Source organism: Streptomyces sp. NPDC047028 (assembly GCF_040644095.1).
In the GTDB taxonomy this organism is placed as follows: domain Bacteria; phylum Actinomycetota; class Actinomycetes; order Streptomycetales; family Streptomycetaceae; genus Streptomyces.
In genome coordinates this window covers 18,643-43,714 of the sequence record NZ_JBEYVS010000039.1, presented here as the reverse complement: position 1 = coordinate 43,714, position 25,072 = coordinate 18,643, and the positions used below count along the sequence as shown (strand labels likewise).

Below are 25,072 nucleotides of genomic sequence, written 5' to 3'. Positions count from 1 at the left end.
GTGTATGAACCTGACGGACTGGGCACGAGCGCAGGGCATTGCCCCGCGTACTGCGTACCGCTGGTTCCGTGAGGGCACGTTGCCGGTCCCTGCGGAACGTGTGGGGCCGCGCACGATCTTGGTGAACATCGAGGCGAACACCGCGCCGGAAGCGGCGGGCGGTCTGGGCTTGTATGCCCGTGTCTCCTCGCATGACCAGAAGGCCGACCTTGAGCGGCAGGTGGCCCGCTTGTCCCGTTGGGCTGCGACCACCGGGCGTCCGGTGGTTCGGGTGGAGTCGGAAATAGCGTCCGGGATGAACGGGGCGCGGTCGAAGGCGAAGCGGCTGCTAGCCGATCCTGCGGTGACCACGGTCGTGGTCGAGCACAAGGACCGCCTGGGCCGGATGAACGTGGAGTTGGTCGAAGCGGCGCTGTCCGCGACCGGTCGTCGTCTCGTCGTGCTGGATGACGGCGAGGTCGAAGACGATCTGGTGCTGGACATGGTGGAGGTGCTGACGTCGTTCTGCGCCCGTCTGTACGGGCGCAGGTCGGCGAAGAACCGCGCCGCGAAGGCTCTTGAGGCGGCTGAGCATGGCTGAGCCGGTCAAGAAGAAGCTCAGGGAGATCGCCCGTCCGTTCGTCGCCGACGGACCGTCGGGTGTGTCGATACGCGACCGCCTCAGGGGCCTGACTGCCGAGGACGAGAAGGTGTTGCGGCTGGTGGGCGAGCACATGGGACGGCTTGCGTCCCGTGATCTCGCTGCCCGTGTCCGTGACGCCGGTGACCACGGGAACGAGACGTGGGCGGCCCGTAAGCGGGACCTGACCGCGTTGTCGTCGTCGCGGTGGGCCGGTTCGGTCACCTCCAACACCCACGACCAATGGGGCCTTTCCCGCCGCGCCCAGCACGGGCATCTCCAGTCCCTGGACGCCGGTATCCGGATGCTCCGGCACCGGCTCGCCCTGCCGATCGGGGAGAAGGGCTCCAAGGGGAAACCCGGCGGCTACCGCTCCAAGCGCGAATGGTTCGTCAAGACGCGCCGCCTGCACATCCTGGAGCACGAGCACGCGCAGGTCAGCGCGCAGCGGGAGGCCGGGAAGGTCTCTGTCGTGCGCGGGGGCCGTCGGCTGCTCCACCAGCGTCACAACCTGGCCGCCGCAGGGAAGACTCCCGAGCAGTGGCGTGCCGAGTGGGAGGGCGCCCGCTGGTTCCTCACCGCCGATGGCGAGTCCGGGAAGCGGTTAGGCAACGAGACGATCCGCGTCACCCCTGATGGTGAGGTCAGCATCAAGCTGCCCGCCCCGCTCGCCGACCTGGCCAACTCCCGGCACGGCCGGTACGTCCTCGCTGCCCGCGTCGGCTTCCCCCACCGGGGCGAGGAATGGCGCGACCGCATAGAGGGCAACCGGGCCGTGGCCTACCGCATCCGCCTCAACACCTCCTCCGGCCGCTGGTACCTCGACGCATCGTGGAAGCGCGCCGACCTTCCCGTCATCCCGCTGAACGCACTGCGGGCCGGTGGCGTGATCGGCGTGGACACCAACGCCGATCACCTCGCCGCCTGGCGACTGGACGAATACGGCAACCCGGTCGGCGAACCCCGCCGATTCGACTACAACCTGTCCGGGACCGCCCAGCACCGTGACGCCCAGCTCCGCCATGCCCTCACCCGCCTCCTGTACTGGGCACGGACCTGCGGTGTGCAGGCCATCGCGATCGAAGACCTCGACTTCACCGACTCCAAGACCCGCGAGAAGCACGGCCGGAAGAAGAAGTTCCGGCAGCTCATCTCCGGCATCCCCACCGGCAAACTCCGCGCCCGACTCCTGTCGATGTGCGCCGAGACCGGAATCAGCGTCATCGCCGTGGACCCCGCCTACACCTCGATGTGGGGCGCACAGCACTGGCAGAAGCCGCTGACCAGCAAGAATAGGAAGACTTCCCGACACGCCGCCGCTTCGGTGGCGATCGGTAGGCGCGCTCTCGGGCATGCGATCCGGCGACGGACGGCACCGCCCCCTGCACACCAGAGCGATGTGCAGGGGCATCGGACCGCCCAGGCCCGACCGTGTGACCAAGGGCGTGAGGAAACCCGCCCCCGCGTACCCGGACCACGCCCGAGAGACGTGCAGCCGGACGCGGAGCGAACGCGGGCGACCAGGACACCCAAAACCGTTCGGGATGTCCCAGTTATCCAGGATTGGGTCCAAGACTCACTCCTGATCACTGATTAGGAATGGTAGTTCAGCCCGTGCGTGGCCGACAGCAGCTTCGCGACGTGAGGGACGACGTAACAGGCGGGCATGGAGGCGAAGGACAGCGCGGTGGAGATGTGCACGTTGTTGTCGATGAAGAACAGCCGGGCCTTCTCCATCTCGCCCCAGTCCACCCAGGCCGGTGGCGCGCTGGTGACCTGGAGGTACTCGCGCGCGACATCGGGCAGCCCGTCCGGCAGGGGGGCCCCGGCGACGGAGACATGGCGCATCAGCGTGTTGAACGTGCCCACTTCCCCCCGCTCGAACAGTTCGGCGACGACGGCGTCGGCGAGTTCGTCACCTGCCCGGCGCAGGGCGTCCATCGAGGCCTCGGTGCAGGTCATGCCAGAGCTCCTTGTACGGGCGGTTTTCCACGAGGCAGGGCGGCGGTCGGCGGAGAACACGAATCGCCACCCGGGTGAGAGATCAGAAGCGGCGGACCGCCGCGGAGTGCGCCAGCGCGGTCAGAGCGGCGACAGCGGGTGCGGGAACGTCGAGATCGTGCAGAGTTCGGAGAGCCAACTCGACCCGCGTGGCGATCATGCCCTCGATGAGGTCGGGAGTCTTCAGCCTGCGCATCAACTCGCGGACCCTCTCCAGGCCGCCGGTGTCCAGGTCGCGTCGGCCGAGCAGGCCGCGCAACTGCTCTCGCTCCTCCTCACCGGCGATACGCCAGGTCTCCGCCAGCAGAGGGGTCGGTCGATGGCCGCGCACATCGTCGATGTTGGCCTTGCCGGTGTGCTCCGGGTCGCCGAACAGGCCGAGCAGGTCATCCCGCAGCTGGAACGCCTCGCCCAGCGGCAGCCCGTAGGCGGAGTAGCCCTCGCGCAGCCGCCCGGCGGCACCCGCCAACGTACCGCCGATCAGCAGGGGTTGTTCGACCGTGTACTTGGCGGTCTTGTACCGGATCACCTTGAGCGACGCAGCCGTGTCCGGGTCGGCCGCGGTACGCAGAATCTCCAGACACTCGCCCGCGATCAGTTCCCGGGCCATCACCGACCACAGGGGGCGGGCCCGGGCCAGGTACGCCGCGGGCAGACCACAGGTGGCGAACAACTGCCCGGCCAGCGACATGAGCAGGTCCCCGACCAGCATCGCCAGCGACCGGGCGGCGGAGACGGCACGCGGTCGACGGCGTACCGCGGCGCGCAGCGCGACATGCGCCGTGGGCCGGCCGTGCCGCAACGGGCTGTCGTCGATGAGGTCGTCATGCACGATCGCGGCGGCGTGCACCAGCTCCAAGGAGGCGGCCGCTCGCACCAGCGCGTCACTGTCCGGCTGCCCCGCCGCCCGCCAGCCCCAGTAGCAGAACGCCGCGCGCAGCCGTTTGCCGTCCGCGACGGCCGCCTCCACCTGCTCGGCCACCGGCCGCAGGACGGAATCGATCGCCGCCAGCTGGTCCGCCTCCTGCGCGACGAACTCATCCAGCACTGTGTCGACGCGGCTCTTGAACACGGCCGACTCCCACCGCTCAGACACCACCGGCTGCCCGCCGGGACAGGGCGTGTTGGGCGAGAACCTCCAGATGGGCCGGCGGAACGGCCGTGTACCGGTCCAGCACGATACGGCCGCGCGCCACCAGATCCTCCTCGGCCTCGGCGGCCAGATCCGCGGCGTCCGAGCGGCGCAACAGCCCCCGCACCGTCCCCAGAGCCGACCCCAGTGCGCTCATCGCCACATCAGCCACCCCCGCCACGAGCAGCACCGCCCGCTCGTCCAGCTCCCCACGCCGTCCCACTCCCTGTGTCACGCCGCCCCTCCCGGTCCAACACATCCGAACGGCGCCGGTCACCCGCCGCCCTGCCAGAATCCCGTCACGCGCCCCTCACGCGGGCAAGAACTCACGATCGAGTGATCACATCGCACACCCGCCCGACACGTCCTGCGTGAGCCGCCGCCGGGCGCCCTACCTCTCGAACGCCTCAGGGGACGCAAGCCGAAGGAGTTCCCTCCGCGTTCACCGGCCCCGGCCTGCGCCCCCGGGTACGACCGCCAAACCCACCACAACTCGCATATCCAGCACGTGGCATCGGCACGCTCTGGGAAACGCGGCCTGCCACAGACACCTCCAGTACCGCGCCCCGTCCTCGGCCGCTCACGAACCCTGCTGACCGAACTGGAGACCCCGGCCTCCACCACCGAACTCGCCCACCGCACCGGACTCTCCCCAGCCGGGGTATCCCAGTACCTCACCGCGCTACGTAACGCGGGACTGGTCAGCGCCCACCGCGCCGGCCGTTCCGTCCTCTGGGACACGATGGGACCTCCGATCCGGCGGGGCGTGGGGATGGTTGCGAGCTGCAAGCGGTGATCGCTGAAGGGGAGGAGCTGCGGGGTGGCCCGCGCCTTCTCGTCGGCGGGCAAGGTGCTGACGCTCCTCGGTCACCGAATCTCTGAGATGGCGCCCGTGCGGATGACCTCGCGCGACGACGGTAGACCTCCGGCCATAGCCACACGTCAAGTGAGCGCTGAGGCGTGCTGGTGATGCGTGAGACACGGGAGAGCGGGAACCATGTCGGACGCGCACATGCCCCGAACCACGTGAAAAATTCTCATATTTTGTGGGCTTGTAAGCCAGGAGTAAGGGCAATCGCTGGCCAGGAGGTTGATAACGATGGTTCCCCTGATTCTGGTTCTTCTGCTGGCTTTGATCCTCTTCGGTGCGGGGTTCGCGCTGAAGGCACTGTGGTGGATCGCGGTGATCGTGCTCATCGTGTGGCTGCTGGGCTTCGTCGTCCGCTCCGCCGACGGCGCGGGCCGCAAGGGCCGCTGGTACCGCTGGTAGGTGCAGGTGTTGGGAGCGAGCGCGCGCGGTGCACAAGAGCGCCACGCGTAAGGGAAGTTGACGTGGGGCCCGGCCGGTGCGGCCGGGCCCCACCTCGCGCGTGCGTGAGGGCGCATCGGAGACGCCGGGGACGGATAGGGCGTATCGGACGCCGCACTGGGTACATGTGCCATGCATCGGCCTCGCGGAGCAGCAGTGGAACCCTGCGCCTCCTAACTCTGCGGGGCCGTTGCGCCACCTGCTCCCGCGCGGGCTGCACCTGTAACTCCGGTTCATCGGCGGCTGACCGCGTTCAGTCGGCCTTCCGCTTCCCAGCTGTTGTCTGCTGCCGCCTTCCCAGGGCTTGCTAGGCGATGGTGCCCTCTGGACTGAGTAGGCCTCTTCCGCACGGACGACCTGGCCGAGGGGCTTACGCATCCCCGCGCTCTCCTCGCGGCCAGACGCCCCGTACTTCAGTGATGCCGAGCGTGCCGCCCTGTTGGTGGAGGCCACCCTCCAACCCGAGCCACTCGGTAAGAAGCGTGGCACTGACCTGACCCGTGCACCGGCCGGAGACCTCACTGGCCCGAGCGTCCCGGCAACCCGTCCGCGGGACAGCTCGCCGTGTTCAAGCGACGCTCGATTCCCAGGCCAGGACACGGCACCAGCCGTCGCGCACTTGGTCCCGGTCCATGGGAGCAGGGTCGGGCCAGGCTGGGCCTGATACTTGCTGATCTTGGACTGGGATGGCTGGAGGCGGCCCACGATGATCGGGGGAACGGTCTCCTGCCCGGCTTTCGAGCGCACGTTCGGCTCGGCCTACCAGTCCCACACGTGGGTACGCCATACCCCGGACGGCAATGTGGTCACGCTTCACAGGCATGCGGGCGCACGTGCAGCGTCGATCGCTCCGGGCGCCGGCGTCTTCGACGGTGGTGCGCGGAGGGGGTGGCTCGGTGCTAAGTGCCCGTTTCTCATCCTCGTGGCTCGACCGGGGCAGTTGTAAAGGTTCCCTTGACAGGAAGGACCCGTAAAGGCAGTCTTGACATGTGACCGATTCTCCGATCTCCCTCGGCGCCCTGAGCGATCAGCTTGCTCAGCAGGCGTCTGCTCTGGCTGAGGCACTGGGCAGCCCCCTGGGAACGCCGGCCTACCTCGACCTGGTCCGGCGCTCTCAAAGGGTCGACGCCATGGCGGGACAAGTCCTGAAGCTCTGCGTACAGCAGTCGCGGGATGCCGGCCATACCTGGCAGGAGATCGGAGACCTGCTCGGCGTCACTCGTCAGGCCGCCTTCCAGCGGTTCGGTAAACCCATCGATCCCAGGACGGGAGAACCCATGGACAAGACGGTGCACATGGCCGACGCCGCGGAGCGTGCTCTCGCCATCGTCACGGACGTACTCGAAGGCAGGATGGACCGAGCGCGACGGTCGTTCAACGCCGAACTTCTGAAGGCGCTCACCGATGAAGTGCGAAGCAACGGCCTGGCCACGGTCACCGGCCTGGTCGGCGCGTTCGAGGGCTTCGGCGAGGGCGAGCCGTTCGTCCGGCGCATCGGCGACCACACGGTCGTCGACATCCCGCTGCGCTATGAGGCCGGCGACATGAAGGCCCGGGTCGCGTTCGACACCGACGAGAAGGCCGCCGGGATCTTCATCCTCGCGCCCGAAACCCCGTGAACCTTGGGCCCGGCCACGGTCGAAGGCGTGGTCGGCGGCCCGGCGGAGGAGTCATGCCCACAGGAAACAAGCCGGACGCGCGGATTCTCGCCGCGATCGCCGTGCTGCACACGGCAGCTGCGGTCCTCACATGGCGGGACCTGCGTACCAGGTCGGCGCGGCGCGTGCGCGGTGAAAAACGGATATGGCGGGTGGCCAGCACGGTCAACACCCTCGGGTCAGTCGCCTACTGGCTGTTCGGACGCCGGCAGGACCCCCTCCCGTCGACGGGCACCCACACGCGGGAGGCATGAGTGAGCCGGGAGAGTACGACCACCTACGACGACGGCGAAATCCGCTGCGACGACCAGTGCCTGACCATCCGCCACTACTACCCCTGGGGGGCCAAGCGGGTTGCCTACACCTCGATCAAGGGCATCAAGACGCTCGACCTGACCGGCATGAACAAGGTGCGCGCGTGGCGGATCTGGGGCACCGGCGACTTCCTCCACTGGTGGAACTTCGACGCACGGCGCCCCCGGAAGAACTGCGCGCTCGTGATCGACGTCGGACGCCGCGTGCGCCCCACGATCACCCCGGACGATCCGGACGCTGTCCTGCGCATCCTCACCGCAGGCAGAGGCAGCAGATGACCGGACCGGCTGACGCAAGCCCGTGGGTGGCGATCGTGCCCCTGATGGCGATACTCCCTGCCATCCTGTGCATGATCGACATCGTGAGACATCCGAACACCCGGAGCCTGACGCCTCAGGCGTGGCTGGCCATGTGCGCATTCGGGAATATCTTTGGGCTGATCGCGTATCTGAAGTTCGGCCGGAGCGAAAACCGCTAGCAGCACTGGGTGCCAGGCCCGGTCGTTTCGATCCAGTCATGCCGCCTGTGCCAGGTAGTACGGGCTGACGTCGCGGCGTTCGACGGGCCGGGCGGTGCGGCGGGTCATCCGCCTGGTCATGAGCGTGATCGCCGCCCATGTGATCAAGGACTCGCTGACCTGGGGCAGTCGTTCGTGGTCGCGGCAGTGCCGTCGGGCCCTCATGATCCACGACCAGGAGCGTTCGACGACCCAGCGGCGGGGGAGGACGACAAAGCCCTTCGCATCCGGCGGGCGCCGGACCGTTTTGACGGTGATGTCGAGGTAGGTCTTGGCCCAGGTCACGAGCTTTCCGGCGTAGGCGGAGTCGGCCCAGACGATGGAGATCTCGGGATGTGTGAGCGCGAGGCGGAACAGCGGTTCCTTTGCGGCGTCCCGGTCGCTCACGTTGGCGGCAGTGACCATGACCAGCAGTACGAGACCTCTGTTGTCGCAAATCAGGTGTCTCTTGCGGCCATTGATCCTTTTGGCTTCGTCCCATCCGCGAGTGTCCTGCACGGGACGGCACGCGCGACGGGGCCGTGCGGCTCGCACAGCCCCGGTCGCGGCCGGCCCAGGCGCCGTCAGGCTCGCCGGAGCATCGTCATCCGCCCGGCGTGATACGACCGCGCCACGCCCCCGACTCGCCTCCGCGATGTTCGACGTACTCCTTGAAGCGCTTCATGTCGCCCTTGACCCTCCGATCGAGGGTGCCCGTCATGTCAGCCACCTTCTCGGCAGCGCCGCCGGGCTCTACCTCCATCACGAGTTCCACCCGCGTGTGCATGTCGTCCACGCGCTGGAAGCGGACCGAGCCCTTCTGCGAAGTGTCACCGCTGGTGGTCCGCCATGTGATGCGTTCATCCGGCAACTGGTCGACGATCTCCGTGTCGAACTCCCGCCGCACTCCGCCGATCTTGGTGGTCCAGTGGTTGTGGCGGTCGTCCACCTGCCTGACCTCCTCGACCCCTTCCATGAAGTCCGGGAACTGCTCGAACTGCGTCCACTGGTTGTAGGCGGTGCGAACCGGTACGTCGACTTCCACTGCTTCCTTGACCGTGCTCATCAGCATGCCTCCATCGCGTCGATCTCCTTGCCGGCACCGAGTACCCGACCGACGCCGACCGGCACCCTCGGGATCACATACCGACTCCCGGCCCAGCACGAGCGAGCCCAGCAATCGAGATCGGCCGAGCCGTTGGCGTCCGCGACCACGGCGGACGCGCCCCGGCGCGTCACCCCTCGACAGAGCCGGAGGATCAGCGGTAGTCGTCCGGCGAGCCGTCTTTGCCGCCGTACCTGACGTCCTCGAAGTACGCCCAGGCGTCAGGCTGGCTGCCGTCCACATCCCGCACACCGTAGGTCCTGGCGAGCTCCGCGCTGGAGGCGGATTTGCCGTTCCAGCGGGCGGCCCGGTCCGGGTCGGCGGCCAGCGCGGCGACCGCGCGGGCGAGGTAGTGCGGAGACTCGGCGATGGCGAAGTCAGGTTCCCGGGCGACGGCGTCGCGCCAGTTCTCCTCGGCCACGCCGAAGTGGGTGAGCATCTGCTCCGAGCGTAGGAAGCCCGGCGTGACAGCGACCGCCGTGCCCCCGTAGCCCGCCAACTCCTCGCCCAGCCCGAAGGCGATCCGGATCGGGGCGTTCTTCGCGAGGTCGTAGTAGAGGTTCTCGCGGTAACGGCGGTTGGAGACCGCTGTGCCGTCGGTGACTTCCACAAGCAGCGGCGCGTCCGAGCGGACCAGGAGCGGCAGGGCGAGCGCTGCGGTGATCACGTGCGAACGCACCCCGAGTTCCAGAATCCGCAAGCCGTCCGCGAGCGGTGTCTCCCAGCTCCGCTTGCCGAAGACGGAGCCGACCAGCAGGTGCTCGCCGCCCCAGAGATCATTGACCAGGATGTCCAGCCGCCCCTGCTCCCCGTCGATCCGCTCGACGAGACAGCCAACCTGGTCCGCATCCAGGTGGTCCGTGGGAACAGCGATGCCGGTGCCGCCGGCCGCCGCGACCAGCTCCGCGGTCTCCTCAATGGTCTCCGTGCGCCGGCCGACCTCACTGGCGTGCTCGCCGGTGGTGCGGCCGGTGACATAGACGGTGGCCCCGGCGCGGCCGAGCTCGACGGCGAGTGCACGCCCCGCGCCACGGGTAGCCCCCGCGACGAGCGCGATCCGCCCGGCGAGCGAGCCTCGCTGACCGATGCCCTGCGTGCTGGTGTCCTTGTCCATGGCACCACGATGCACCCCGAAGCTGACAGCCGACCTCACCTTCTCCGACAGCCCACGCGCTCAGCAGTGGCACAGACCCTTCCCCACGCGGCAGACGCCGGACGGGACGGCACCCCGGTCCCGCTGGAGACCTTCGACCGGATGCGGAGCGCGAGCGAACCGGCACCCCGCTGGTCGGCCCGCCGCAACCCCTGCCACGACGGCGCCGAGGAGCACCGCCCGCTGGAGGCGGCGGCCCTCGCCGGCGCCGCCGCCGTACTCCTCGTCCAGCACCTCACGTAGACCGCCGACGCCCTCGCCGAGCGCGGTGCCGACGCGCCGGAGCAGGTCAGCAGTAGGGCGGTTGGTTGGTCGGGGACGCCTCCACGCGCATCCACACCGCGAGCTGGCGGTACAGGCCGGGAAGATGGCCCCAGGCCCGGAGTGTCCGGGAGTCCGACAAGGTGACGCCCGGGACTCCCAGCAGCGTCGAGGCCAGAATCGAGGCGATGCTCGAGTACGACCGCACCCGCAACACCCACTACGCCGCCTCCGTGCTGGCCTGACTGGACGCGATGGGCAACGTGGGCCGGGCGGCACGCCGCCTGACGGTGCACCAGAACACGCTCAAGTACCGGCTTCGTCGTACCCAGGAACTGTTTGGGCTCGACCTGGAGCACCCGGACGACCGGCTCTCCTGCTGGCCGCAGTTGCGCATCGGCACACCCCTCTGACCACCGCACGCACTGGGACCGACGCACATGCGCTCTCCCGAGCGGGGCCAGCCCTGCTACGCCCCGCTCCGGCCATGGCTTCAGATGCCGAGAGGGAGACCGAGCGGCGAACCCACCAAAGTGCTGACGGGCCGTTCGAGAAGACCGTCGGTGATGTCGTCGGGGTCCGGTGCGTGGGCGGCCATGGCGGGAACGATCGCTGCGATCGAGAGCAGCGCGCTCATCGCGGCAACGGTCATGATGCGGCGGACAGACAGCACGGTGATTCCCTCTCGGTGTACAGAGACGCCGGACATACGGCCGGCCAGAGTTTTCCACCTGCTGAGCCGGTGCACGCCTTACCTCACTCGTTCCAGGGACGGCTGCCCCCGCCCAGCCCCGGTGGGCGGAATCCATGCCGGCGAGTGTGGCGGCGGATGGGGTCCGTAGGCAGGCGCGTCGTCCGGATGCCCCTGTGCTGGGCTGCCGCCGGCCCGGAGTCAGCGATCGGACCCACCGTCCCGGCGCCGCACATGGCTGTGACCAGGAAGTCGTTCTGATCACTGCCGACCCCGGATCACCGGCCGGGTGGGCCCTGCACAGGCTGGTCAAGCAGGCGACTTCGAAACGAAGGAAACGCGCGGGCCTCTGCCGCATACGCATACCTGCGATGACGATATCGACCGGTACCTGGGCCGACCGCCACCCGACTCCAAGCGGCAGCGCTCTTACGGCCTGTGCGCGCTGCCACCGGCTGTGCGACGTGACGGACATCGACACCCATCTGGGCGACGGGAGCCGGTGGCAGCATCTCGGCTTCCCCTGGCCGGCCCGGTGCAGGTCGCGTCAACCCGTGCACCACGGGTAGACGCGACCGCACAGGGCCGGCCAGGGAAGGACCACCACAGTGAGCAATTCTTCGGTACGGGCAGTGGGCTGGGCGCGGTCCCTGCCGATGAGCAGCGACGTGAAAACGGCACGGGACTGGGCCCGCGAACGACTGCGGACGCTCGGCTGGACCGCCAGCGCTCCGCAGACGGTGGACGCGGTGCTGCTGACCGTCTCGGAACTGGTCACCAACGCCCACGTCCACGCCCACAGCGACGCCCAGCTGGTCATGACCTGGGACAACCGCTGTGTGCACGTCGCCGTCCACGATGCCTCCGCCAGCCTGCCGAAGGCGCGATCACCCAGTACGGAAGCCGTCGGCGGGCGCGGCATGCTCCTCGTCGACGCCCTGGCCGACAGCTGGGAAGCACGCCCCTGCCCGTACGGCAAGACCGTCGTCGCCTGTTTCCGGCCGCCCCCCACGGCCCAGAACAGCAACGAGGAGGACTAGACCGGCCCCCCACCCCCTCCGAGACGGCCCCGCGCCCAGTGACAACGACCGCCCGTGCAGCCGAGGACCCCGCAGTACGGGCGGCAGGCGCTGGAGGCACACCCCTGCATCAGTCAGGTAAAACGATGGTCTGTTCCTGGCGCGCCGCCGACGTGGAGACTCTGTAGACCGGCCACGCGACAGCGGTCGCCCATCCCTGCGCGGGCGGGTCAGCGTTGGGTGTAGATGAAGCCGACCTTGTCGACCTCGTCGCCGGAGCGGCCGTGGACGCTGAAGGTGCCCGAGCCGACGGCCGCAGCGGATGGCGCGGCGGAGGGCGCGGCGGCGGTGAGCCCGCCGAGGGCGGCCGCGGCCGCCTCCCGGCAGGCGAGGAGTCTGCGCATGGGGGATCTCCTGGAGAGGGAAGGCGCTTGTGACGGTCACTGGGCAGAAGCTACCGCTGGTTACACCATGCCTGTCGAGGGTTTGGAACTGTCTGGAAATGAATCGCCTTCTGTACGCAGCCGGTTCGGCGTCTCGTCATCCAGGATTTCCCGGAATGGATGTGCTCGCGGTGCCAGAACCGGGACCGGTGAAGAAAGGCGTCCCATGCGTCTGGGCCGCTGCGAGTGTCGTGGCCGCTCAGGCCGACCGAGGGCGAGCCGCGGTGGCGCGAACCTCAGGCTGGAGAGCTCGCCGCCCAGCAGGCAGGTGACCATCCCGTCCTGTCGTTCGCCGGCACCGGCCGGGCAGTTTGGTCACTCCACGCCACCGGACGGCTTGACCCGAGCCGGGGACCGAATCGGGTGAAGCGGTTAAGCGGTAGAGCGGTCCAGAGCGACCTCTGCGTTCGCTCCGGTTCTAGGGCACGACGTCCCTGCGATGTGAGGATCAGACAGAGAGGTCCAGCAGCAGCGGAACGGCACCGTCCGTCTCTTCCGTGACCACGCCGCTGTGTGAGCCGTCGGAAGGCGGTCGGTCTGGTGCGGCCGCATGGGCGGTGGGGTTGGCGGGCTGCGGGGATGTGGCGGTGGAGATGCTGCTGTGGGCGGGGCGGGGTCCGGCGAGTCCGTTGTCTGACCATCTCTGTGCGGTGAGGACGGCGGCCAGCAGGAGGAGTGAGGTGACGCCGCTGGCCGCGGTTGTCATGGTGCGGCTGGTGTGGGGCGGTGTGTTCCTGTGCCGGCCGCCGTGCTGGCGCAGTCGTACGCCGAGCACCCCAAGTACCGCCAGGAGTGGCGTCCGTAGGCCGACCTGAAAGACACGTAAAGCCGTGGTGCAGGAACGGCACGACGGGTACGTTCAGGCTCCCGAGATCGTCGTCTCGTCAGTGGGAGGCACAGTGCTGGATGGCAGGGGGGCCGTCGTCACGGGCGGATCCCGCGGCATCGGCCGGGCGATTGTCCAACGCCTGTGCCGCGAAGGGGCGAAGGTCGTCTTCAACTTCGCCACCAACGAGGAAGCCGCAGCCGAGGTTGTCCGCAGCGTCCAGGCGGATGGCGGCCAGGCCCACGCCGTCCGCCTGGACCTGGCCGACCCGGACGGACCAGAACAGCTCATGGAAACCGCAGAGACCCATCTCGGCGCCTTGGACATCCTGGTCAACAACGCCGCCATCTCGCACACTCCGACACCGCTCGCCGAGACCGACACCGCGGTGTTCGACCACGTGATGGCGGTGAACGCCCGCTCGGTCTTCCTGACCACCCGTCACGCGGCCAGGCGGATGCGCGACGGAGGCCGGATCGTCAACATCTCCACCCTCAATACGGTGCGGCCCGCTCCGGGCATCGCCCCCTATGCCGCCAGCAAGGGCGCCGTCGAGCAACTGACCGCGGTGGCGGCCCGGGAACTCGGGCCACGCGGCATCACCGTCAACACCGTCTCTCCCGGCGCCACGGACACCGAGATGCTCCACGCCGCGAACCCCCCACAAGCGATCCAGACGGTCGCCGGCATGACGCCCCTCGGCCGGCTCGGGCAGCCCGGCGACATCGCCGACGTCGTCGCCTTTCTCGTCGGCCCGGACGCCCGGTGGATCACCAGACAGAATCTGCGGGCGGCCGGCGGCCTGGCCTGACCTCCCCGAGTAGGGGCGGAGGCCCGACCAGGTGCTCAGTAACGTCGTGGCCATGTGCGAGGGAGTGCAGGGGTCGACGCGGAGCGTCTGCGTGAGGGCCGGCTGCATGGGCATTCGCCGCCTCTGGCCGACCCCTGGACAGCGGCCTGAGGGCGGTCGCGCAGTGCAGGGGTACGGCACTGGGCCGCTTGCGGCAGGCTGGGCTGGCCGTACCGCGCCGCGTCGAGGCGGGGCGGGGCGGCTGTGAGCGCGCCCCGGGTGCTGGCCGTCGAGCACGAGAACGGCACCGGCCCGGCGCAGGTCGGCGAACGCCTCACCGCCCAGGACCTCGACCTCGTCCTGGTCCTCCTAGTCCTCTTGTGTGTCTAGGTCATACCCCCGGATTCCGCGTCATGGGCAGGCACTCGGCGAGCAGGTCGACGACGTCGCGCCAGGCTCGCTGTGCGTGCCGTGGGTGGTAGCCGACGCCGGGGACCGTGGGGTGATCGACCGGCGGGTGGTGGAAGGCATGCCAGGCGCCGCCGTAGACCGTGAGGCGCCAGTCGACGCCCGCTGCCTGCATCTCGGCGGTGAACGCGTTCCGTTGCGCGGGCGGCATGATCGGGTCCTCCGACCCCACCCCGGCCCACACCGGGCAGCGAATACGCGCCGCTTCCCCCGGTCGGCCCGTGGTCAGTGCGTTGACGGTCCCGATCGCGCGCAGGCTGACGCCGCCCCGCCCGAGTTCCAGCCCGACGGCGCCCCCGGTGCCGTAGCCGACGGCGGCCACCAGGTCGGGGTCGGTCCGTGGCTCGGCGCGCAGCACGTCGAGCGCCGCATGGCCGATGTCTCTCATCCGGTCGGGTTCGGCGAGCAGCGGCAGGCAACGGGCCAGCATCTCCTCGGGGTCAGCCAGATAGCGCCCACCGTGGAGGTCGAAGGCCAGCGCGACATATCCCAGTTCGGCGAGAGCATCGGCGCGGCGGCGCTCCACGTCGCTGAGCCCCATGCCCTCCGGTCCGAGCAGCACCGCGGGCCGACGGCCGACACCGGCCGGAAGCGCGAGATGCCCGAGCATCGTCAAACCGTCGGCCGAATACTCGACCGTACGTGTCGTAATCGTCGCCATGTGACTGGACTGTAGCGATCGGCGGGCCCGGTCCGGCCGGTGTTCTGCCGCCGGCAGAACAGTCTGTGCGGGCGGTGTTCAAGCGGTGTGAGGTGGGCGGTTGAAGCGGACCTCGACGCCGGGGGAGTACAGCACGCTCACCGGCTTCTGCGGCGGGGTGGGCAGGCCCGCGGCGGCCAGGAGGTTCTCGTCCAGCCGCAGCAGTTCGGCGCGGAAGAGGGGCCAGCGGGGGTGGGAGTTCGGCAGATATACGGGGCGCCCGAACATCGTGCTGTGCATGCCCCAGCGTGCCGTCACGAAGTGCTCCAGCTCGGACGGCTCCGCCACCGGTTCGCCGGCCCGGACCGTGATGCTGCTGTACGCGCCCCGGGGGCCGGGCAGGCGCCGTCGGCTGGTGTAGGTGAGCGTGTCGCCGTCGCGCCGGACGTTCATCTTCGACCAGATGTAGGGGAGGCGGAACGCGGTCCGCCCGATGGCCACGGGCAGCAGGCGTGAGGCGTCGAGCGAGCGGAAGACGACACCGCGCCGGCCGAGGGCGTCCACCGAATACAACCGGACGTTGGTCTCCGGGAACGACCCGAGATAGGGGATCCCGGGGAGCCGGAACCATCCCACCCGGTGCATCCGGAACGCGACCAGTCCGACGTACGTCACTCCGTCCAGCGTGTCCGGCCGCGTACCCGGCGGCAACAGCGGCGCCACCACGGCGGGTTCGGCCGGCCAGTGCAGGAAGGCCAGGTCGAGCCAGGACTGGGTGAGCAGCGGCCGGCCCGCCACATGCGGCGGATCGACCGTCACGGGCACGGGGTCCGGGTACGGCGGCGACGGCATCGTACGAGTGTGGCAGAGCGGTGTTGGGGCAGCCGCCGGGGGCCCGTCAGCGTGCCGGTTCGACAGGGCGCCCCCCGGGCCCCTTCAGCGTGCCGGTTCCGTCGTGCCGTCGGGCCCGTACAGCGGCACGTCGAAGCGTGTGGAGGCCGCTTCGAAGGCGCGGCTCTCGGCGGCGAGGCGTTCGGCGAAGTCCGGCTGCGCGGTCGTACCGAAGCCGACGGCGGCGTGCGAGCCGTCGAGGAGAGGGAAGACGGTGTCGCAGAAGTCCTCCGGGTCCGCCCCGTGGTTGGGGCCCGGTCCGGCGAGCCGGGTGGCCACGGCCGGCGGGATCAGTGCCACGACCCGGCACGGGGTGGCCCGCAGCGCGTGGCGCAGGTTCACGGTGTCGCTGTGCAGGGCCGCTTTGGCCGCGCTGTATAGCGGGGCGACGGGCTGGGGCAGGAAGGCGCCGCCCGAGGCGACGTTGACGTACACGCTCGGGCGCCCGCCCACGCGCGGGCCGTTCGTCGCGCTCTGCTCCGCCACGCCACCACGGACCGCGAGGCCTTCTGGGGCACTGTCCACGCCATCACCGACCCTGGCGGGGATGGCCGGTGAGCGCCCGATGGCCTGCCTCGAGGCCGGTGCGGGGGTGTCAGGCCGCCGGACGCGGGGGTGACCCGGGCCGGCGGGTGGCAGGTCGGCGGACGCGGGGTCACCAGGGCCCGGGTGACATCATCCGGTAGGTCTCGCCGGCCTTGAGACCGGTGGAGGAGTCGGGGACCTGCGGCGCGCGAAGAGGAGTGCCCCCGGCACCGTCTCGTCGGGGGCGGTCAGTAGGTGGGCCTCGACCGTGAACCCGGCGTCGCGCAGCCAGGTCGCCACTTGGTCGGGCTGCCGACGGTGGACGTAGACGTTCATCGGGTGACCGCCGTAGCCCTGCGTCTTCAGCCGGGACTCGGCGCCGACGTGGAAGCCGAGCAGCAGTGGTCCGCCGGGCCGGACCACCCGCCGGAAGTGCGCGAAGACCCCGGGGACCGCGTCGTCGGGGATGTGGATCAGCGACCAGAACGCGAGCAGGCCGGCGACCGACTCGTCCGCGAGATCGAGGTCCGTCATGGAGCCCACGTCGAACCGCAGGCCGGGATGGTCACGCCGAGCCACGTCGATCATCATGGGTGACAGGTCGATCCCGAAGGCGTCGAGCCCCAACTCGTGCAGGTGGGCGGTGACATGGCCTGGCCCGCAGCCGACGTCCGCCACCGGGCCACCACCGCCGGCGTGCACCAGCTCGGCGAACAACGCCAGAGCCGCCCGAAGGTACGGCGCCCCCGCCAGCGCCTCGCGAATGTAGTCGGCGTAGCTGACTGCGACGGTGTCGTACGAACTCCGGGTGTCCGTCAACCAGCCGTCGGCATGCATGCCCGACACCGTAGCCCGGCGGTCGGACTCCGTGCACAGGGGTTGAGTCAGGCGGGCACAGGGTTTGAGTCAGGAACGCCTGTGTTCGCCGTCGCGTTCGCGGTGGCCGCGAAAGTCGAAGAAGCGCAGGCCGTCGATCGCTGCTCCGGACAGGATTTCGTGCAGGGTCCATGGGCGGGAGGTGTAGTCGTCCGTTGCCACCCCTCCCTGCTCAAGCAGGAGAGCGATCATCTGGTGAACCTCAGCGGTGCCGTCGATCCGCCCGGAGATGTCGATCCGCACCGCCCAAGTGGGGCGATGTCCGATGGCCGCTTCGATGACCGCGACATCCTCCGGATCCCAGTCGGAGAAGAGACGGCCGGTCTGCTCATCGTCGGTGTCGATGTAGAGGTTGCCGTCCAGAGTCCACGGATGACGGTGCTGGGGCAGATGCCGATCGAGCGAGGCGACGGTCTCGGCTCGCTCGACTGTGGGAAACACGAAGACAGTTCGCACGGTGGGAGCGTAGGCGGTCCAGCGGCGCCGACAGGGACCGGCCGGTGGTGGCCGGCCGGCGACCGTCGGGCGGTGTCGGTCAGCCCAGTGTTGCGGTTGCCGCGCGTAGGTCTTCCAGGGCTGCCAGGGCGTGGGGCGCGAGGCCGTCTGCGTCGTCACGATGGCTTTCGGACCACTGGGCATAGCCTCGCTTGAACGCGAGGACGCCCAGTTCGCCCGCCAGGTGTGCGGTCGGTTCGGGGACGCCGCGGGTGATGAGCGCGGTTGTCATGGCGGCCGCGAGACCGATGCTCTTGAGGGCGTCGCGCTCCTGGAGTTCCGTGCTGGCCGCCACCGCCGCCTTGAGGCGGGGGCCGAGTTCGCGGTTCGCCGGTCCCATGGCGCTCGACGCGCGCTCTAGGCCGGCTGCCACCGCCTGGAGCGGGCTGGCGTCCGCCGGTGCCTCGGTGATGCCCTCGGCGAGCAGCCTGCTGAGCGTCTCCTGACCGGCGACCAGCACCTCGCGCTTGTCGGAGAAGTGCCGGAAGAAGGTGCTCTTGGTGACGCCGGCGCGCTCGGCGATCTGCGCCACCGTGGTCGCGTCGTACCCCTGCTCGGTGAACAGGTCGACGGCCGCGACGACGAGTCGCTGGGTCGCCCCTGGTTCCCATCTAGCCATGGGACCAGGATAGGTGATGGGACCATTGTCCCGTCACGATGTATCGTCGGTGATGGGACAACAGTCCCATCACTTTGAGGAGGCTCATGCACGTCTTCGTCACCGGCGGTACCGGCACCATCGGCTCCGCTGTCGTCACCGAACTGCTCGGCAAAGGGCACACCGTTCTCGCGCTGGCTCGCTCGGTCGCCTCCACGCAGATCCTCGAGACGGCTGGTGCCAAGGTGTTGCAGGGAGATCTGGCGGACCTCGACGTCCTGCGGTCCGGCGCCGCGCAGTCCGACGGTGTGATCAGCCTGGCGTTCGGACGCGACTACGGCAGTCCGGACGCGCTCGCGCGGGCCATCGCCGAGGAAAGCGCCGCTCTCACCGCCCTGGGGCAGGAACTCATCGGAAGCGACCGCCCGATCGTCACGGTCTCCGGTACGCCCTGGGTGTCCGGACGCGCCTCCACCGAGGCCGATCCGCTGCCGACCGACGGACCGGTGGGCGGCCGGGGCCGTTCCGTCACAGCGTTGCTGGATCTCGCCTCGTGCGGTCTGCACGCCATGGCTGTCCGCATGCCGCGCACGGTCCACAACGACGGCCGGGGCGGATTCCCCGGACTGTTGGCCGACGCGGCGCGCCGCACCGGCGTGGCCGGCTACCCGGGCGACGGCACCCAGCGCTGGCCGGCCGTGCACGCGCTTGACGCGGCGGTCCTGTTCCGCCTGGTCCTGGAGTCGGCGCCGGCCGGGACCGCCTGGCATGCCGTCGCCGACGAGGGCGACACGGTGCGGGACATCGCCACTGTCGTCGGCCGGCGACTGGGCCTGCCGGTCGAGCAGGTTCCGCAGGATAGCTTCGGCCCGTTCGGCCCGATCTTCGCCATGGACCAGCCGGCCTCCAGCGCCCGCACCCGCGACGCCCTCGGGTGGCAGCCGACCCACCCCAGCCTCCTCCAGGACCTCGAGAACGTCCAGCCCTGACGGTGCACGCGCACTGCGTCCAATCCCGGCGCTCCCCACGTTCAGCCCCCGGAATCGACCCTCTAGGCTGGCACGGTGACTGATAAGCAGGAGCAGGTGCGGCCGTCTGGAGTGTGGGCCACGGCCGTGGGGGTGGCCCGGGTGCGGGCGCTGGAGAGCGAGCAGGAGAATGCGCTGTTCCGTGACCCGCTGGCAAGGGCCTTCGCCGCCGCCGGCGGACTGTGGTCCTCCCCGCCGCAGCTGCCCGACGACGAGGCCGCGCGACGCCGCTGGCTGGGGGTGGCGTTCTCCATCGTCATCAGGACCAAGTTCCTCGACGACCTGCTGGAGCAGGCCTCCGCGTCCGGGGTCCGGCAGGTCGTGCTGCTCGGCGCCGGGATGGACAGCCGGGCCTTCCGGATGGACTGGCCCGAGGGCATGCGTCTGTTCGAGGTGGACACCGTCGCACCACTGGACTTCAAGGCTTCGGTGCTGCGCCAGGAACGGGCCGTCGCACGCTGCGAGCGGATCACCGTCCCGGTGGACCTGCGTGACGACTGGCCGGGCGCGCTGGCCGCAGCGGGGCACGACGCGGCGGCGCCGACCGTGTGGATCGCCGAAGGACTGCTGATCTATCTGCCCGAGGACGCGGTCGAGTTGCTGCTTGCCCGTATCGGCGCGCGGTCGGCGATCGGCAGCCGGATGGGGCTGACGCTGGGCTCGCGCGGCGTGATCGAGCGCTTCGGCGCGGACGCCGTACCGGGATCGCCGGCGTCCATGTGGGTCTCGGAGATGCCCGACGACCCGGTGGGCTGGCTGGCCGGCCACGGCTGGGAGGCCGACTGCCACACCGTGCGCGAACGGGCCGCCGTCTACGGCCGCCCGATCAGCACCCCGCCGCAGCACCCGGAGGGGCCGGGCGGACTGGTCTCGGCGGTCCGCCGGTAGTGCGTCTCCCGGCTCGAAGGGAGGCCCCCTGGGGCGACGACTCACGCCGCCCCCAACGGCCGTATAGGCGGCGGCCGTTGGGGCGGAAACCCGCGGCGGACGTCGGCCCTTCCGGCAGCCTGTCAGCCTGCTAGGCCGGTTGGTTTTTGCCGAACCAGCGGTCCGCTGACCGTTCGAACTCGGAGTGGTCGAAGGCGGGTTCGCCTGCCCAGGCGATGATGCCGTCGGGGCGGACCAGTACGGCGTCGAGGCCGAGGGAGTCGCGGGCCGGGCCAGTGGCGTACTGGAGCCGGTGGGCACGGAACCCGGCCGCGTTCCGTAGGCGGTGGCCGGGGGTGAAGTCGAGGACGGCGCCGTGTCCTTCCCGCATCAGGTCGGCGAGGCGGGTGCCGTCGGTGAAACGGAACTCGGGGGCGAGGCGGCCGGTCAGCGGGTGGTCGCCGCCGAGGTCGTGGCGGACCGAGAGGCCGGACAGCTTCTTATACACGTACGTCGTTCCGGCAGGGGTCGCGAGCAGGTCGCGGACGAGTGCCTGGACCGCCCGGCCGTGCGGGTCCGGCTGCATGGTGGCCACCTGGGCGCGGGTCCAGTCCAGCACCCACGCGCCCACCGGATGGCGCTCGGCGGTGTAGGTGTCGAGCAGTCCGTCGGGGGCGTCGCCGCGCACGGTAGCCGCGAGCTTCCAGCCCAGGTTGAGGGCGTCGCCAATACCGGTGTTGAGTCCTTGTCCGCCCATCGGGGAGTGGATGTGGGCGGCGTCGCCCGCGAGCAGGACGCGCCCCTGCCGGTAGGTCGTCGCCTGCTTCGCCCGGTCGGTGTAGGTGGAGGCGTGGTGAACCTCGTTCAGGGTCACGTCGCTGCCGGAAACGCGCCGCAGGACCGTCTGGAGATGTTCGCGGCTCGGCGCCTGCGAGCGGTCGAACGTGCCACCGTCCAGCTCCATCACCCCGATGTGCCCCGGGGTGCGCATGCACAGGTACAGGCCCCTCGGCGTCGGGTTGAACCCGGGGCGCAGCTTCTCGGGATCGGCGATGTCGGCGAGCATGGTGTAGCCCGTGAACCGCGGCTCGGTACCGGCGAAGCCGAAGCCCGCCTGCCGGCGTACCGTACTGCGTCCGCCGTCACAGCCGACGAGCCAGCGCCCCGTGTACGTCTCCTCGCCGGCGTGGGCGACCACGCCCTCGTCGGTCTGCGTGACGGCCGAGACCGTGACGCCGCGCCTTGTCTCCACACCGAGTTCGGCGGCCCGTTCGGCCAGCACGCCCTCGATCGCGTCGAGACTGGTCATCATCGCTTCCGCCGCCGGGCTGGGGAGCCGGTACGGCAGGGCGACGAGGTCGATCTTCGCCGGGTCCAGCATCAGGCCGGCGAAGTGCCCGGCCTGGGCGGGGCGCTCCGCTCCGTCCGCGTCGGGGTCCACGCCGGAGAAGCGGGGGAGGCCGGGGAAGTCGTCGACATCGGCGGCCTTCAGCAGGTCCGACAGCATCCCCCGGCGGTGGAACGCCCCGAGGGACGCGGGGGACAGGCCCCTCAGGCCGAGCGGTGCCGTCCGCCAGGGCGAACCCGGCCGCGGTTCCTGCTCCAGCACCAGGACGGAGCAGCCGGCGAGTCCGAGCTCGCACGCGAGGAACAGGCCGACCGGGCCGGCGCCGACGATCACTACGTCGTACATGGAGATCACCTTCCATAGCGGAGATGGACACGAGGCCGAGCCGCGGTGCCCGGCGGGTCCACTTGAAAGGTGTCAACTCCCACCGACAGGCGACCGACAGCTCGTCTACATCGCGTCGACAACGCATCTACATCGCGTCGATACCGCCATCGGCTGCGCGTCGGCTGTGCGTGGCTGCGCATCGGCATCGCACTGGTATCCGCCGACCGCCCGGTGACGTTTGTGGGCCAGCGTCTGCCGGAGGTGTAGCCCGCGTCCGCGTCCGCGTCCGCGTCCGCGTCCGCGTCAGCGGGCGAACTTCGCCCTGGCCGCCGCCGTGACCGGTGTGAAGAAGTTGACCAGGTTGCCGTCGGGATCACGGAACAGCAGGGACCGGTTGCCCCAGGGCATCGTGGTGGGCTCGTTGACGAAGTCGGAGGCGGGGACGCGGCCGCTCAGCCTCTCGTACGCGCGGTCCACGTCGTCGACCAGGAACTCAAGGATCACGCTGTGGTTGTCGGCCGGGCGCGAGGAGCCCGGCGCGAACAGGGGGACGGTGCGGGTGGCGGCGATCGCGAGGGTCGCGTGGGGCGTCCTCAGCTCGGCGAAGTCCTCGGTGGACCAGACCGCGGGCACGCCGGTGGCCTTCTCGTAGAAGGCGACGAGGCGTGCGACGTCGGCGGTGATGACGCGGATCGAGAGGAAGTCCATGGTGCTCTCCCTGGAGAGGGGCGGGGCTGCTGCTTGCATCTCGACGCTAGAACGAATAGAGGACAGAATCGGTCCACTATTCACGCTAGATTCGCCGGCATGTCCCGACCCACCGGCCGCGTCCTCACCCTCCTCGAACTCCTCCAGTCCGGCGGCACCCGCACGATCGCCGAACTCGCCGGCCGGCTGGGCGTGGACGGCCGTACCGTGCGGCGCTACGTGGACCACCTGATCGACCTCGACGTGCCTGTCGAGGCCGTGCGCGGCCGCTACGGCGGCTACCGCCTCGCCCCCGGCTACCGTCTGCCCCCGCTCATGCTCAACGACGACGAGGCACTCGCCGTACTGCTCGGACTGGTCGCGGGCCGCCGAGCGGGGCCCGCGCCGGCGACGGGCACCGCGAGCGAGACGGCGGCCGCCAAGATCCGCCGTGTGCTACCGGCCCACCTCGCCCGTAGGCTCGACGCGGTCCTGGAATCCCTCGCTTTCAGCGAGCCGCGCGGCGCGTTCGCCGCCCCGGACGCCGCCGTCCTCCTCACCCTCGCCGACGCGGTACGCCACCACCGGCCGGTCACGATCAAATACACCGGCCGCGACGGCCGGCGCAGCGAGCGCGCATTCCACCCCTACGGGATCGTGGCCCACTCGGGCCGCTGGTACGTCACCGGTTCCGATCCCGGGATCGGGGAGGACCGTACCTTCCGGCTCGACCGCATCGCGGACGCCAGGACCCTGCCCGGTACGTTCGATCCGCCGATTGGCCCCGACCCGGCGCAGCGTCTTGTGACCGGGTTCGCCACCGCGGCCTACCGGCACGAGGTGACCCTGCGGATCCACGGCACCCCCGACCAGATCCGCGCCCACCTGCCCGCTACCGTCGCCACGTTGAAGGAGCCCGACCCCGAGTCCGAGCCCGACCCGGAATCGGAGCCGGAACAGCGGCCGGGGCCGGGCCCGCGATCCCCGGACGCCGTCGAACGGTGGCTGCTGGTCGAGTTGCGGGCCGAGCGGCTCGACTGGCTGCCACCGGTACTCGCAGCCCTCGACCGGCCGTTCGGCATCGAGCGCCCCCGCGAACTGAGGGAACTTGTAGCGCAGTTCGCCGACCGCCTGGCGCGCCGGGCCCGCGGCGACGTGACGGAAACCGGAGGTCACCGGCCGCCGACCGCCCGGTAGTCGGCCCCGATGAAGGCGACGACCGGCGCGCACGCCGCTTCCCGGCCCCCTCCGACCCGTCGTACAGCATCAGCGTGCTGTGTCAGCGGCACTCGGCAGCGCCGCGCAGTGGAACTCGGCGCCCGCCACCTCCCTGCGCGATCTGCTGCTCCGCCCGGCCGCGAGGAGCTGACCTGACCACTCGCTGAAGCTCACAGGTCCAGGATGGCGTGCGCGTCGGCGTAGGAGGTCTTCGTGCGGGCGAAGAGGTCCTCCTCCTAGGCCGTGCGGGCCGCCTCGGTGTCGTCGGGGTGGGCGGCGATCGCCTTCGCGAGTTCGGCGCCGTCGAACATGGCAAGGTTCGCGCCGTCACCGGCCGGCGGCACCAGGTGCGCGGCGTCGCCGAGGAGCGTCACGCCGGGCACGCGGTCCCACCTGTGCCTCACCGCGTTGATCACGGACGGCGAGCCCCCCCCGGTCGTCCGCATGATCCACACGCTCCCGAAGGGCACCAACAAGGACGAGCTGCTGGCGGCGGCCACCAACGACGTCATCGCCCGGGCCATGGCGGACGTGACCGGCGGCGACGATCCGAGGGAGTCGATCCGGGCCGTCGCCCTCGGCGTGTACGAGGCGATCGACGCGCACCCCTGGGTGGGCGCCCAGCTCTCCAGTTCGCCGTCACTGGCCGCGATCCCGGAGACCGTCGAGGCCTTCGGCAGCCGCATCCAGGCTCGCCGTCCCCGAGCGGGCCTGGTTCCACTCCGCGACCGCCCTCGTGCTCTACGTCCTCGGCGCCGCCGCGCAGAACGCCGCCAACGCCCACCGGCACGTGGACGGGCTCCACCGCGACGACGTCCTCGGCTCGGTCGCCGAGCACTGGGCCGGCCTCGACCCCGCCCGCTACCCCTTCGTGCGCCGGCTGGCGGCGGAACTGCCCGGCCACGACGACCAGGAGCAGTTCCTCGCCGGGGTTGACCTCGTCCTGGCCGTATCGAAGCCGGTATAGAAGCCGGTGCCGCCGACGGTGACTGAGCAGCCTGAGCGCTGAGTGTTCCCGCTCCCGTGGCAGGGCCGGCCCCGCCTCGCCGTGCCCCGCGCCACCCCCTTCGCACTGGGCATCCGGCCCGCCCCGGCCGCGGCCCAATCACCCCCCACTGGGCCAATGGCACAACTTTTCCAGGCATTGTTGTCAGCTGGTCCCCGACGACCCCATACTCCTGGCCCAACAGCCCAACAGCCCAACAGCCCAACAGCCCAACAGCCCAACAGCCCAACAGCCCAACAGCCCAACAGCCCAACAGCCCAACAGCCCAACAGCCCAACAG

The 25,072-nt window shown here is 70.3% G+C and carries 31 protein-coding genes and 5 pseudogenes; 18 read left to right on the top strand and 18 right to left on the bottom strand.

All coding sequences use genetic code 11. The annotated features are described in order from the left end of the window. Positions 1-4 precede the first annotated feature (4 nt). Positions 5-580: an IS607 family transposase gene (locus ABZ854_RS28915; RefSeq protein ID WP_361216296.1), complete on the top strand. Its 576-nt coding sequence runs from the start codon at positions 5-7 to the stop codon at positions 578-580. Then, complete coding sequence (locus ABZ854_RS28910) at positions 573-2,216, top strand: IS200/IS605 family accessory protein TnpB-related protein (RefSeq protein WP_361216293.1); 1,644 nt, start codon at positions 573-575, stop codon at positions 2,214-2,216. The genes ABZ854_RS28915 and ABZ854_RS28910 overlap by 8 nt, the downstream gene beginning before the upstream one ends. Before the next feature lie 5 nt (positions 2,217-2,221). Here ABZ854_RS28910 and ABZ854_RS28905 read toward each other — a convergent pair. The 3 genes and pseudogenes from ABZ854_RS28905 to ABZ854_RS28895 form a co-directional block, all read right to left on the bottom strand. Continuing rightward, positions 2,222-2,581, bottom strand: a pseudogene (locus ABZ854_RS28905) (DUF2236 domain-containing protein); the annotation flags it as partial. Between the two features lie 82 nt (positions 2,582-2,663). Then, positions 2,664-3,719 (bottom strand): polyprenyl synthetase family protein, encoded by a 1,056-nt coding sequence (locus tag ABZ854_RS28900; RefSeq protein ID WP_361216290.1) that lies wholly within the window; start codon positions 3,717-3,719, stop codon positions 2,664-2,666. Then, positions 3,709-3,987, bottom strand: coding sequence for a polyprenyl synthetase (locus ABZ854_RS28895; RefSeq protein WP_361216288.1), 279 nt, complete (start codon positions 3,985-3,987; stop codon positions 3,709-3,711). The genes ABZ854_RS28900 and ABZ854_RS28895 overlap by 11 nt, the downstream gene beginning before the upstream one ends. Before the next feature lie 194 nt (positions 3,988-4,181). Here ABZ854_RS28895 and ABZ854_RS28890 point away from each other — a divergent pair. The 6 genes and pseudogenes from ABZ854_RS28890 to ABZ854_RS28865 form a co-directional block, all read left to right on the top strand. Then, positions 4,182-4,548: pseudogene (locus ABZ854_RS28890) on the top strand (helix-turn-helix domain-containing protein); the annotation flags it as partial. 303 nt (positions 4,549-4,851) lie between these two features. Further along, complete coding sequence (locus tag ABZ854_RS28885; protein ID WP_361216286.1) at positions 4,852-5,022, top strand: hydrophobic protein; 171 nt, start codon at positions 4,852-4,854, stop codon at positions 5,020-5,022. A gap of 1,028 nt (positions 5,023-6,050) precedes the next feature. Next, positions 6,051-6,680, top strand: coding sequence for a DUF3887 domain-containing protein (locus ABZ854_RS28880; protein WP_361216283.1), 630 nt, complete (start codon positions 6,051-6,053; stop codon positions 6,678-6,680). A 53-nt stretch (positions 6,681-6,733) separates the two neighbouring features. Further along, a complete protein-coding gene (locus ABZ854_RS28875) occupies positions 6,734-6,973 on the top strand; it encodes a hypothetical protein (RefSeq protein ID WP_361216280.1) in 240 nt (79 codons plus the stop codon). Beyond that, positions 6,974-7,312: a hypothetical protein gene (locus tag ABZ854_RS28870; protein WP_361216277.1), complete on the top strand. Its 339-nt coding sequence runs from the start codon at positions 6,974-6,976 to the stop codon at positions 7,310-7,312. Between the two features lie 71 nt (positions 7,313-7,383). Further along, entirely contained in the window at positions 7,384-7,512 is a 129-nt protein-coding gene (locus ABZ854_RS28865) for a PLD nuclease N-terminal domain-containing protein (protein ID WP_361216273.1), read from the top strand. Positions 7,513-7,611: 99 nt separating this feature from the next. On the opposite strand, the pseudogene ABZ854_RS28860 reads toward ABZ854_RS28865, so the two are convergent. The 3 genes and pseudogenes from ABZ854_RS28860 to ABZ854_RS28850 all read right to left on the bottom strand — a co-directional run. Then, positions 7,612-8,049: pseudogene (locus tag ABZ854_RS28860) on the bottom strand (transposase); the annotation flags it as partial. A gap of 85 nt (positions 8,050-8,134) precedes the next feature. Beyond that, positions 8,135-8,596, bottom strand: coding sequence for an SRPBCC family protein (locus tag ABZ854_RS28855; protein WP_361216271.1), 462 nt, complete (start codon positions 8,594-8,596; stop codon positions 8,135-8,137). A gap of 193 nt (positions 8,597-8,789) precedes the next feature. Next, positions 8,790-9,749, bottom strand: coding sequence for an SDR family oxidoreductase (locus tag ABZ854_RS28850; RefSeq protein WP_361216268.1), 960 nt, complete (start codon positions 9,747-9,749; stop codon positions 8,790-8,792). Positions 9,750-9,857: 108 nt separating this feature from the next. On the opposite strand from ABZ854_RS28850, the pseudogene ABZ854_RS28845 reads away from it, so the two are divergent. Together ABZ854_RS28845 and ABZ854_RS28840 are read left to right on the top strand one after the other, a co-directional pair. Continuing rightward, positions 9,858-10,031, top strand: a pseudogene (locus tag ABZ854_RS28845) (GntR family transcriptional regulator); the annotation flags it as partial. Positions 10,032-10,303: 272 nt separating this feature from the next. After that, a complete protein-coding gene (locus tag ABZ854_RS28840) occupies positions 10,304-10,462 on the top strand; it encodes a helix-turn-helix domain-containing protein (protein WP_361216265.1) in 159 nt (52 codons plus the stop codon). An 80-nt stretch (positions 10,463-10,542) separates the two neighbouring features. On the opposite strand, the gene ABZ854_RS28835 is transcribed toward ABZ854_RS28840, so the two are convergent. Next, the gene (locus ABZ854_RS28835) at positions 10,543-10,722 is read right to left on the bottom strand and encodes a hypothetical protein (RefSeq protein ID WP_361216262.1); all 180 of its coding nucleotides are present in this window, start codon (positions 10,720-10,722) and stop codon (positions 10,543-10,545) included. A gap of 674 nt (positions 10,723-11,396) precedes the next feature. Here ABZ854_RS28835 and ABZ854_RS28830 point away from each other — a divergent pair. After that, complete coding sequence (locus ABZ854_RS28830; RefSeq protein WP_361216390.1) at positions 11,397-11,780, top strand: ATP-binding protein; 384 nt, start codon at positions 11,397-11,399, stop codon at positions 11,778-11,780. Positions 11,781-11,989: 209 nt separating this feature from the next. Here ABZ854_RS28830 and ABZ854_RS28825 read toward each other — a convergent pair whose 3' ends face one another. Then, the gene (locus tag ABZ854_RS28825; RefSeq protein WP_361216259.1) at positions 11,990-12,163 is read right to left on the bottom strand and encodes a hypothetical protein; all 174 of its coding nucleotides are present in this window, start codon (positions 12,161-12,163) and stop codon (positions 11,990-11,992) included. Positions 12,164-12,650: 487 nt separating this feature from the next. Next, a complete protein-coding gene (locus ABZ854_RS28820; RefSeq protein WP_361216256.1) occupies positions 12,651-12,908 on the bottom strand; it encodes a hypothetical protein in 258 nt (85 codons plus the stop codon). 12 nt (positions 12,909-12,920) lie between these two features. On the opposite strand from ABZ854_RS28820, the gene ABZ854_RS28815 reads away from it, so the two are divergent. From ABZ854_RS28815 to ABZ854_RS28805, 3 genes are all read left to right on the top strand, one after another. Beyond that, positions 12,921-13,007 carry a DUF6221 family protein gene (locus ABZ854_RS28815; protein WP_361216387.1) on the top strand — a complete coding sequence of 29 codons (87 nt, stop codon included), beginning with the start codon at positions 12,921-12,923 and terminating at the stop codon, positions 13,005-13,007. 94 nt (positions 13,008-13,101) lie between these two features. Continuing rightward, the gene (locus tag ABZ854_RS28810; RefSeq protein WP_361216384.1) at positions 13,102-13,839 is read left to right on the top strand and encodes a glucose 1-dehydrogenase; all 738 of its coding nucleotides are present in this window, start codon (positions 13,102-13,104) and stop codon (positions 13,837-13,839) included. Between the two features lie 243 nt (positions 13,840-14,082). Beyond that, a complete protein-coding gene (locus ABZ854_RS28805) occupies positions 14,083-14,208 on the top strand; it encodes a hypothetical protein (protein WP_361216253.1) in 126 nt (41 codons plus the stop codon). A gap of 1 nt (position 14,209) precedes the next feature. On the opposite strand, the gene ABZ854_RS28800 is transcribed toward ABZ854_RS28805, so the two are convergent. The 6 genes from ABZ854_RS28800 to ABZ854_RS28775 all read right to left on the bottom strand — a co-directional run bounded on the left by ABZ854_RS28800 (position 14,210) and on the right by ABZ854_RS28775 (position 18,332). After that, on the bottom strand, positions 14,210-14,947 hold the full coding sequence (locus ABZ854_RS28800) for a dienelactone hydrolase family protein (RefSeq protein ID WP_361216250.1): 738 nt from the start codon (positions 14,945-14,947) through the stop codon (positions 14,210-14,212). A 78-nt stretch (positions 14,948-15,025) separates the two neighbouring features. Beyond that, positions 15,026-15,778: a DUF2071 domain-containing protein gene (locus tag ABZ854_RS28795; RefSeq protein ID WP_361216247.1), complete on the bottom strand. Its 753-nt coding sequence runs from the start codon at positions 15,776-15,778 to the stop codon at positions 15,026-15,028. 84 nt (positions 15,779-15,862) lie between these two features. Beyond that, complete coding sequence (locus tag ABZ854_RS28790; RefSeq protein ID WP_361216244.1) at positions 15,863-16,303, bottom strand: SDR family NAD(P)-dependent oxidoreductase; 441 nt, start codon at positions 16,301-16,303, stop codon at positions 15,863-15,865. A 189-nt stretch (positions 16,304-16,492) separates the two neighbouring features. Continuing rightward, positions 16,493-17,179: a class I SAM-dependent methyltransferase gene (locus tag ABZ854_RS28785; protein ID WP_361216241.1), complete on the bottom strand. Its 687-nt coding sequence runs from the start codon at positions 17,177-17,179 to the stop codon at positions 16,493-16,495. A gap of 69 nt (positions 17,180-17,248) precedes the next feature. Continuing rightward, on the bottom strand, positions 17,249-17,674 hold the full coding sequence (locus ABZ854_RS28780) for a hypothetical protein (protein ID WP_361216238.1): 426 nt from the start codon (positions 17,672-17,674) through the stop codon (positions 17,249-17,251). Between the two features lie 79 nt (positions 17,675-17,753). Continuing rightward, the gene (locus ABZ854_RS28775) at positions 17,754-18,332 is read right to left on the bottom strand and encodes a helix-turn-helix domain-containing protein (protein ID WP_361216235.1); all 579 of its coding nucleotides are present in this window, start codon (positions 18,330-18,332) and stop codon (positions 17,754-17,756) included. A gap of 86 nt (positions 18,333-18,418) precedes the next feature. Here ABZ854_RS28775 and ABZ854_RS28770 point away from each other — a divergent pair, with 86 nt between their 5' ends. After that, positions 18,419-19,300 (top strand): SDR family oxidoreductase, encoded by an 882-nt coding sequence (locus ABZ854_RS28770; protein WP_361216232.1) that lies wholly within the window; start codon positions 18,419-18,421, stop codon positions 19,298-19,300. A gap of 111 nt (positions 19,301-19,411) precedes the next feature. Continuing rightward, positions 19,412-20,227, top strand: a complete 816-nt coding sequence (locus ABZ854_RS28765; protein ID WP_361216381.1) for an SAM-dependent methyltransferase — start codon at positions 19,412-19,414, stop codon at positions 20,225-20,227. 130 nt (positions 20,228-20,357) lie between these two features. On the opposite strand, the gene ABZ854_RS28760 is transcribed toward ABZ854_RS28765, so the two are convergent. Together ABZ854_RS28760 and ABZ854_RS28755 are read right to left on the bottom strand one after the other, a co-directional pair. Beyond that, positions 20,358-21,899, bottom strand: a complete 1,542-nt coding sequence (locus ABZ854_RS28760) for an FAD-dependent oxidoreductase (RefSeq protein WP_361216229.1) — start codon at positions 21,897-21,899, stop codon at positions 20,358-20,360. Between the two features lie 285 nt (positions 21,900-22,184). Continuing rightward, entirely contained in the window at positions 22,185-22,589 is a 405-nt protein-coding gene (locus tag ABZ854_RS28755) for a VOC family protein (protein ID WP_361216227.1), read from the bottom strand. 99 nt (positions 22,590-22,688) lie between these two features. On the opposite strand from ABZ854_RS28755, the gene ABZ854_RS28750 reads away from it, so the two are divergent. Then, on the top strand, positions 22,689-23,765 hold the full coding sequence (locus ABZ854_RS28750; RefSeq protein WP_361216224.1) for a YafY family protein: 1,077 nt from the start codon (positions 22,689-22,691) through the stop codon (positions 23,763-23,765). A gap of 191 nt (positions 23,766-23,956) precedes the next feature. Here the strand turns inward: ABZ854_RS28750 and ABZ854_RS28745 are convergent. Beyond that, a pseudogene (locus tag ABZ854_RS28745) lies at positions 23,957-24,184 on the bottom strand (FAD-dependent monooxygenase); the annotation flags it as partial. 338 nt (positions 24,185-24,522) lie between these two features. Here ABZ854_RS28745 and ABZ854_RS28740 point away from each other — a divergent pair. Further along, on the top strand, positions 24,523-24,753 hold the full coding sequence (locus tag ABZ854_RS28740; protein ID WP_361216221.1) for a hypothetical protein: 231 nt from the start codon (positions 24,523-24,525) through the stop codon (positions 24,751-24,753). Positions 24,754-25,072 lie beyond the last annotated feature (319 nt).

Bases quoted from the DNA above. Each gene is read 5' to 3' on its own strand.
- ABZ854_RS28915 (WP_361216296.1), top strand. From the start codon at position 5: ATGAACCTGACGGACTGGGCACGAGCGCAGGGCATTGCCCCGCGTACT.
- ABZ854_RS28910 (WP_361216293.1), top strand. From the start codon at position 573: ATGGCTGAGCCGGTCAAGAAGAAGCTCAGGGAGATCGCCCGTCCGTTC.
- ABZ854_RS28885 (WP_361216286.1), top strand. From the start codon at position 4,852: ATGGTTCCCCTGATTCTGGTTCTTCTGCTGGCTTTGATCCTCTTCGGT.
- ABZ854_RS28875 (WP_361216280.1), top strand. From the start codon at position 6,734: ATGCCCACAGGAAACAAGCCGGACGCGCGGATTCTCGCCGCGATCGCC.
- ABZ854_RS28865 (WP_361216273.1), top strand. From the start codon at position 7,384: ATGATCGACATCGTGAGACATCCGAACACCCGGAGCCTGACGCCTCAG.
- ABZ854_RS28855 (WP_361216271.1), bottom strand. From the start codon at position 8,596: ATGAGCACGGTCAAGGAAGCAGTGGAAGTCGACGTACCGGTTCGCACC.
- ABZ854_RS28850 (WP_361216268.1), bottom strand. From the start codon at position 9,749: ATGGACAAGGACACCAGCACGCAGGGCATCGGTCAGCGAGGCTCGCTC.
- ABZ854_RS28840 (WP_361216265.1), top strand. From the start codon at position 10,304: ATGGGCAACGTGGGCCGGGCGGCACGCCGCCTGACGGTGCACCAGAAC.
- ABZ854_RS28830 (WP_361216390.1), top strand. From the start codon at position 11,397: ATGAGCAGCGACGTGAAAACGGCACGGGACTGGGCCCGCGAACGACTG.
- ABZ854_RS28825 (WP_361216259.1), bottom strand. From the start codon at position 12,163: ATGCGCAGACTCCTCGCCTGCCGGGAGGCGGCCGCGGCCGCCCTCGGC.
- ABZ854_RS28820 (WP_361216256.1), bottom strand. From the start codon at position 12,908: ATGACAACCGCGGCCAGCGGCGTCACCTCACTCCTCCTGCTGGCCGCC.
- ABZ854_RS28800 (WP_361216250.1), bottom strand. From the start codon at position 14,947: ATGGCGACGATTACGACACGTACGGTCGAGTATTCGGCCGACGGTTTG.
- ABZ854_RS28795 (WP_361216247.1), bottom strand. From the start codon at position 15,778: ATGCCGTCGCCGCCGTACCCGGACCCCGTGCCCGTGACGGTCGATCCG.
- ABZ854_RS28785 (WP_361216241.1), bottom strand. From the start codon at position 17,179: ATGCATGCCGACGGCTGGTTGACGGACACCCGGAGTTCGTACGACACC.
- ABZ854_RS28775 (WP_361216235.1), bottom strand. From the start codon at position 18,332: ATGGCTAGATGGGAACCAGGGGCGACCCAGCGACTCGTCGTCGCGGCC.
- ABZ854_RS28770 (WP_361216232.1), top strand. From the start codon at position 18,419: ATGCACGTCTTCGTCACCGGCGGTACCGGCACCATCGGCTCCGCTGTC.
- ABZ854_RS28760 (WP_361216229.1), bottom strand. From the start codon at position 21,899: ATGTACGACGTAGTGATCGTCGGCGCCGGCCCGGTCGGCCTGTTCCTC.
- ABZ854_RS28755 (WP_361216227.1), bottom strand. From the start codon at position 22,589: ATGGACTTCCTCTCGATCCGCGTCATCACCGCCGACGTCGCACGCCTC.
- ABZ854_RS28750 (WP_361216224.1), top strand. From the start codon at position 22,689: ATGTCCCGACCCACCGGCCGCGTCCTCACCCTCCTCGAACTCCTCCAG.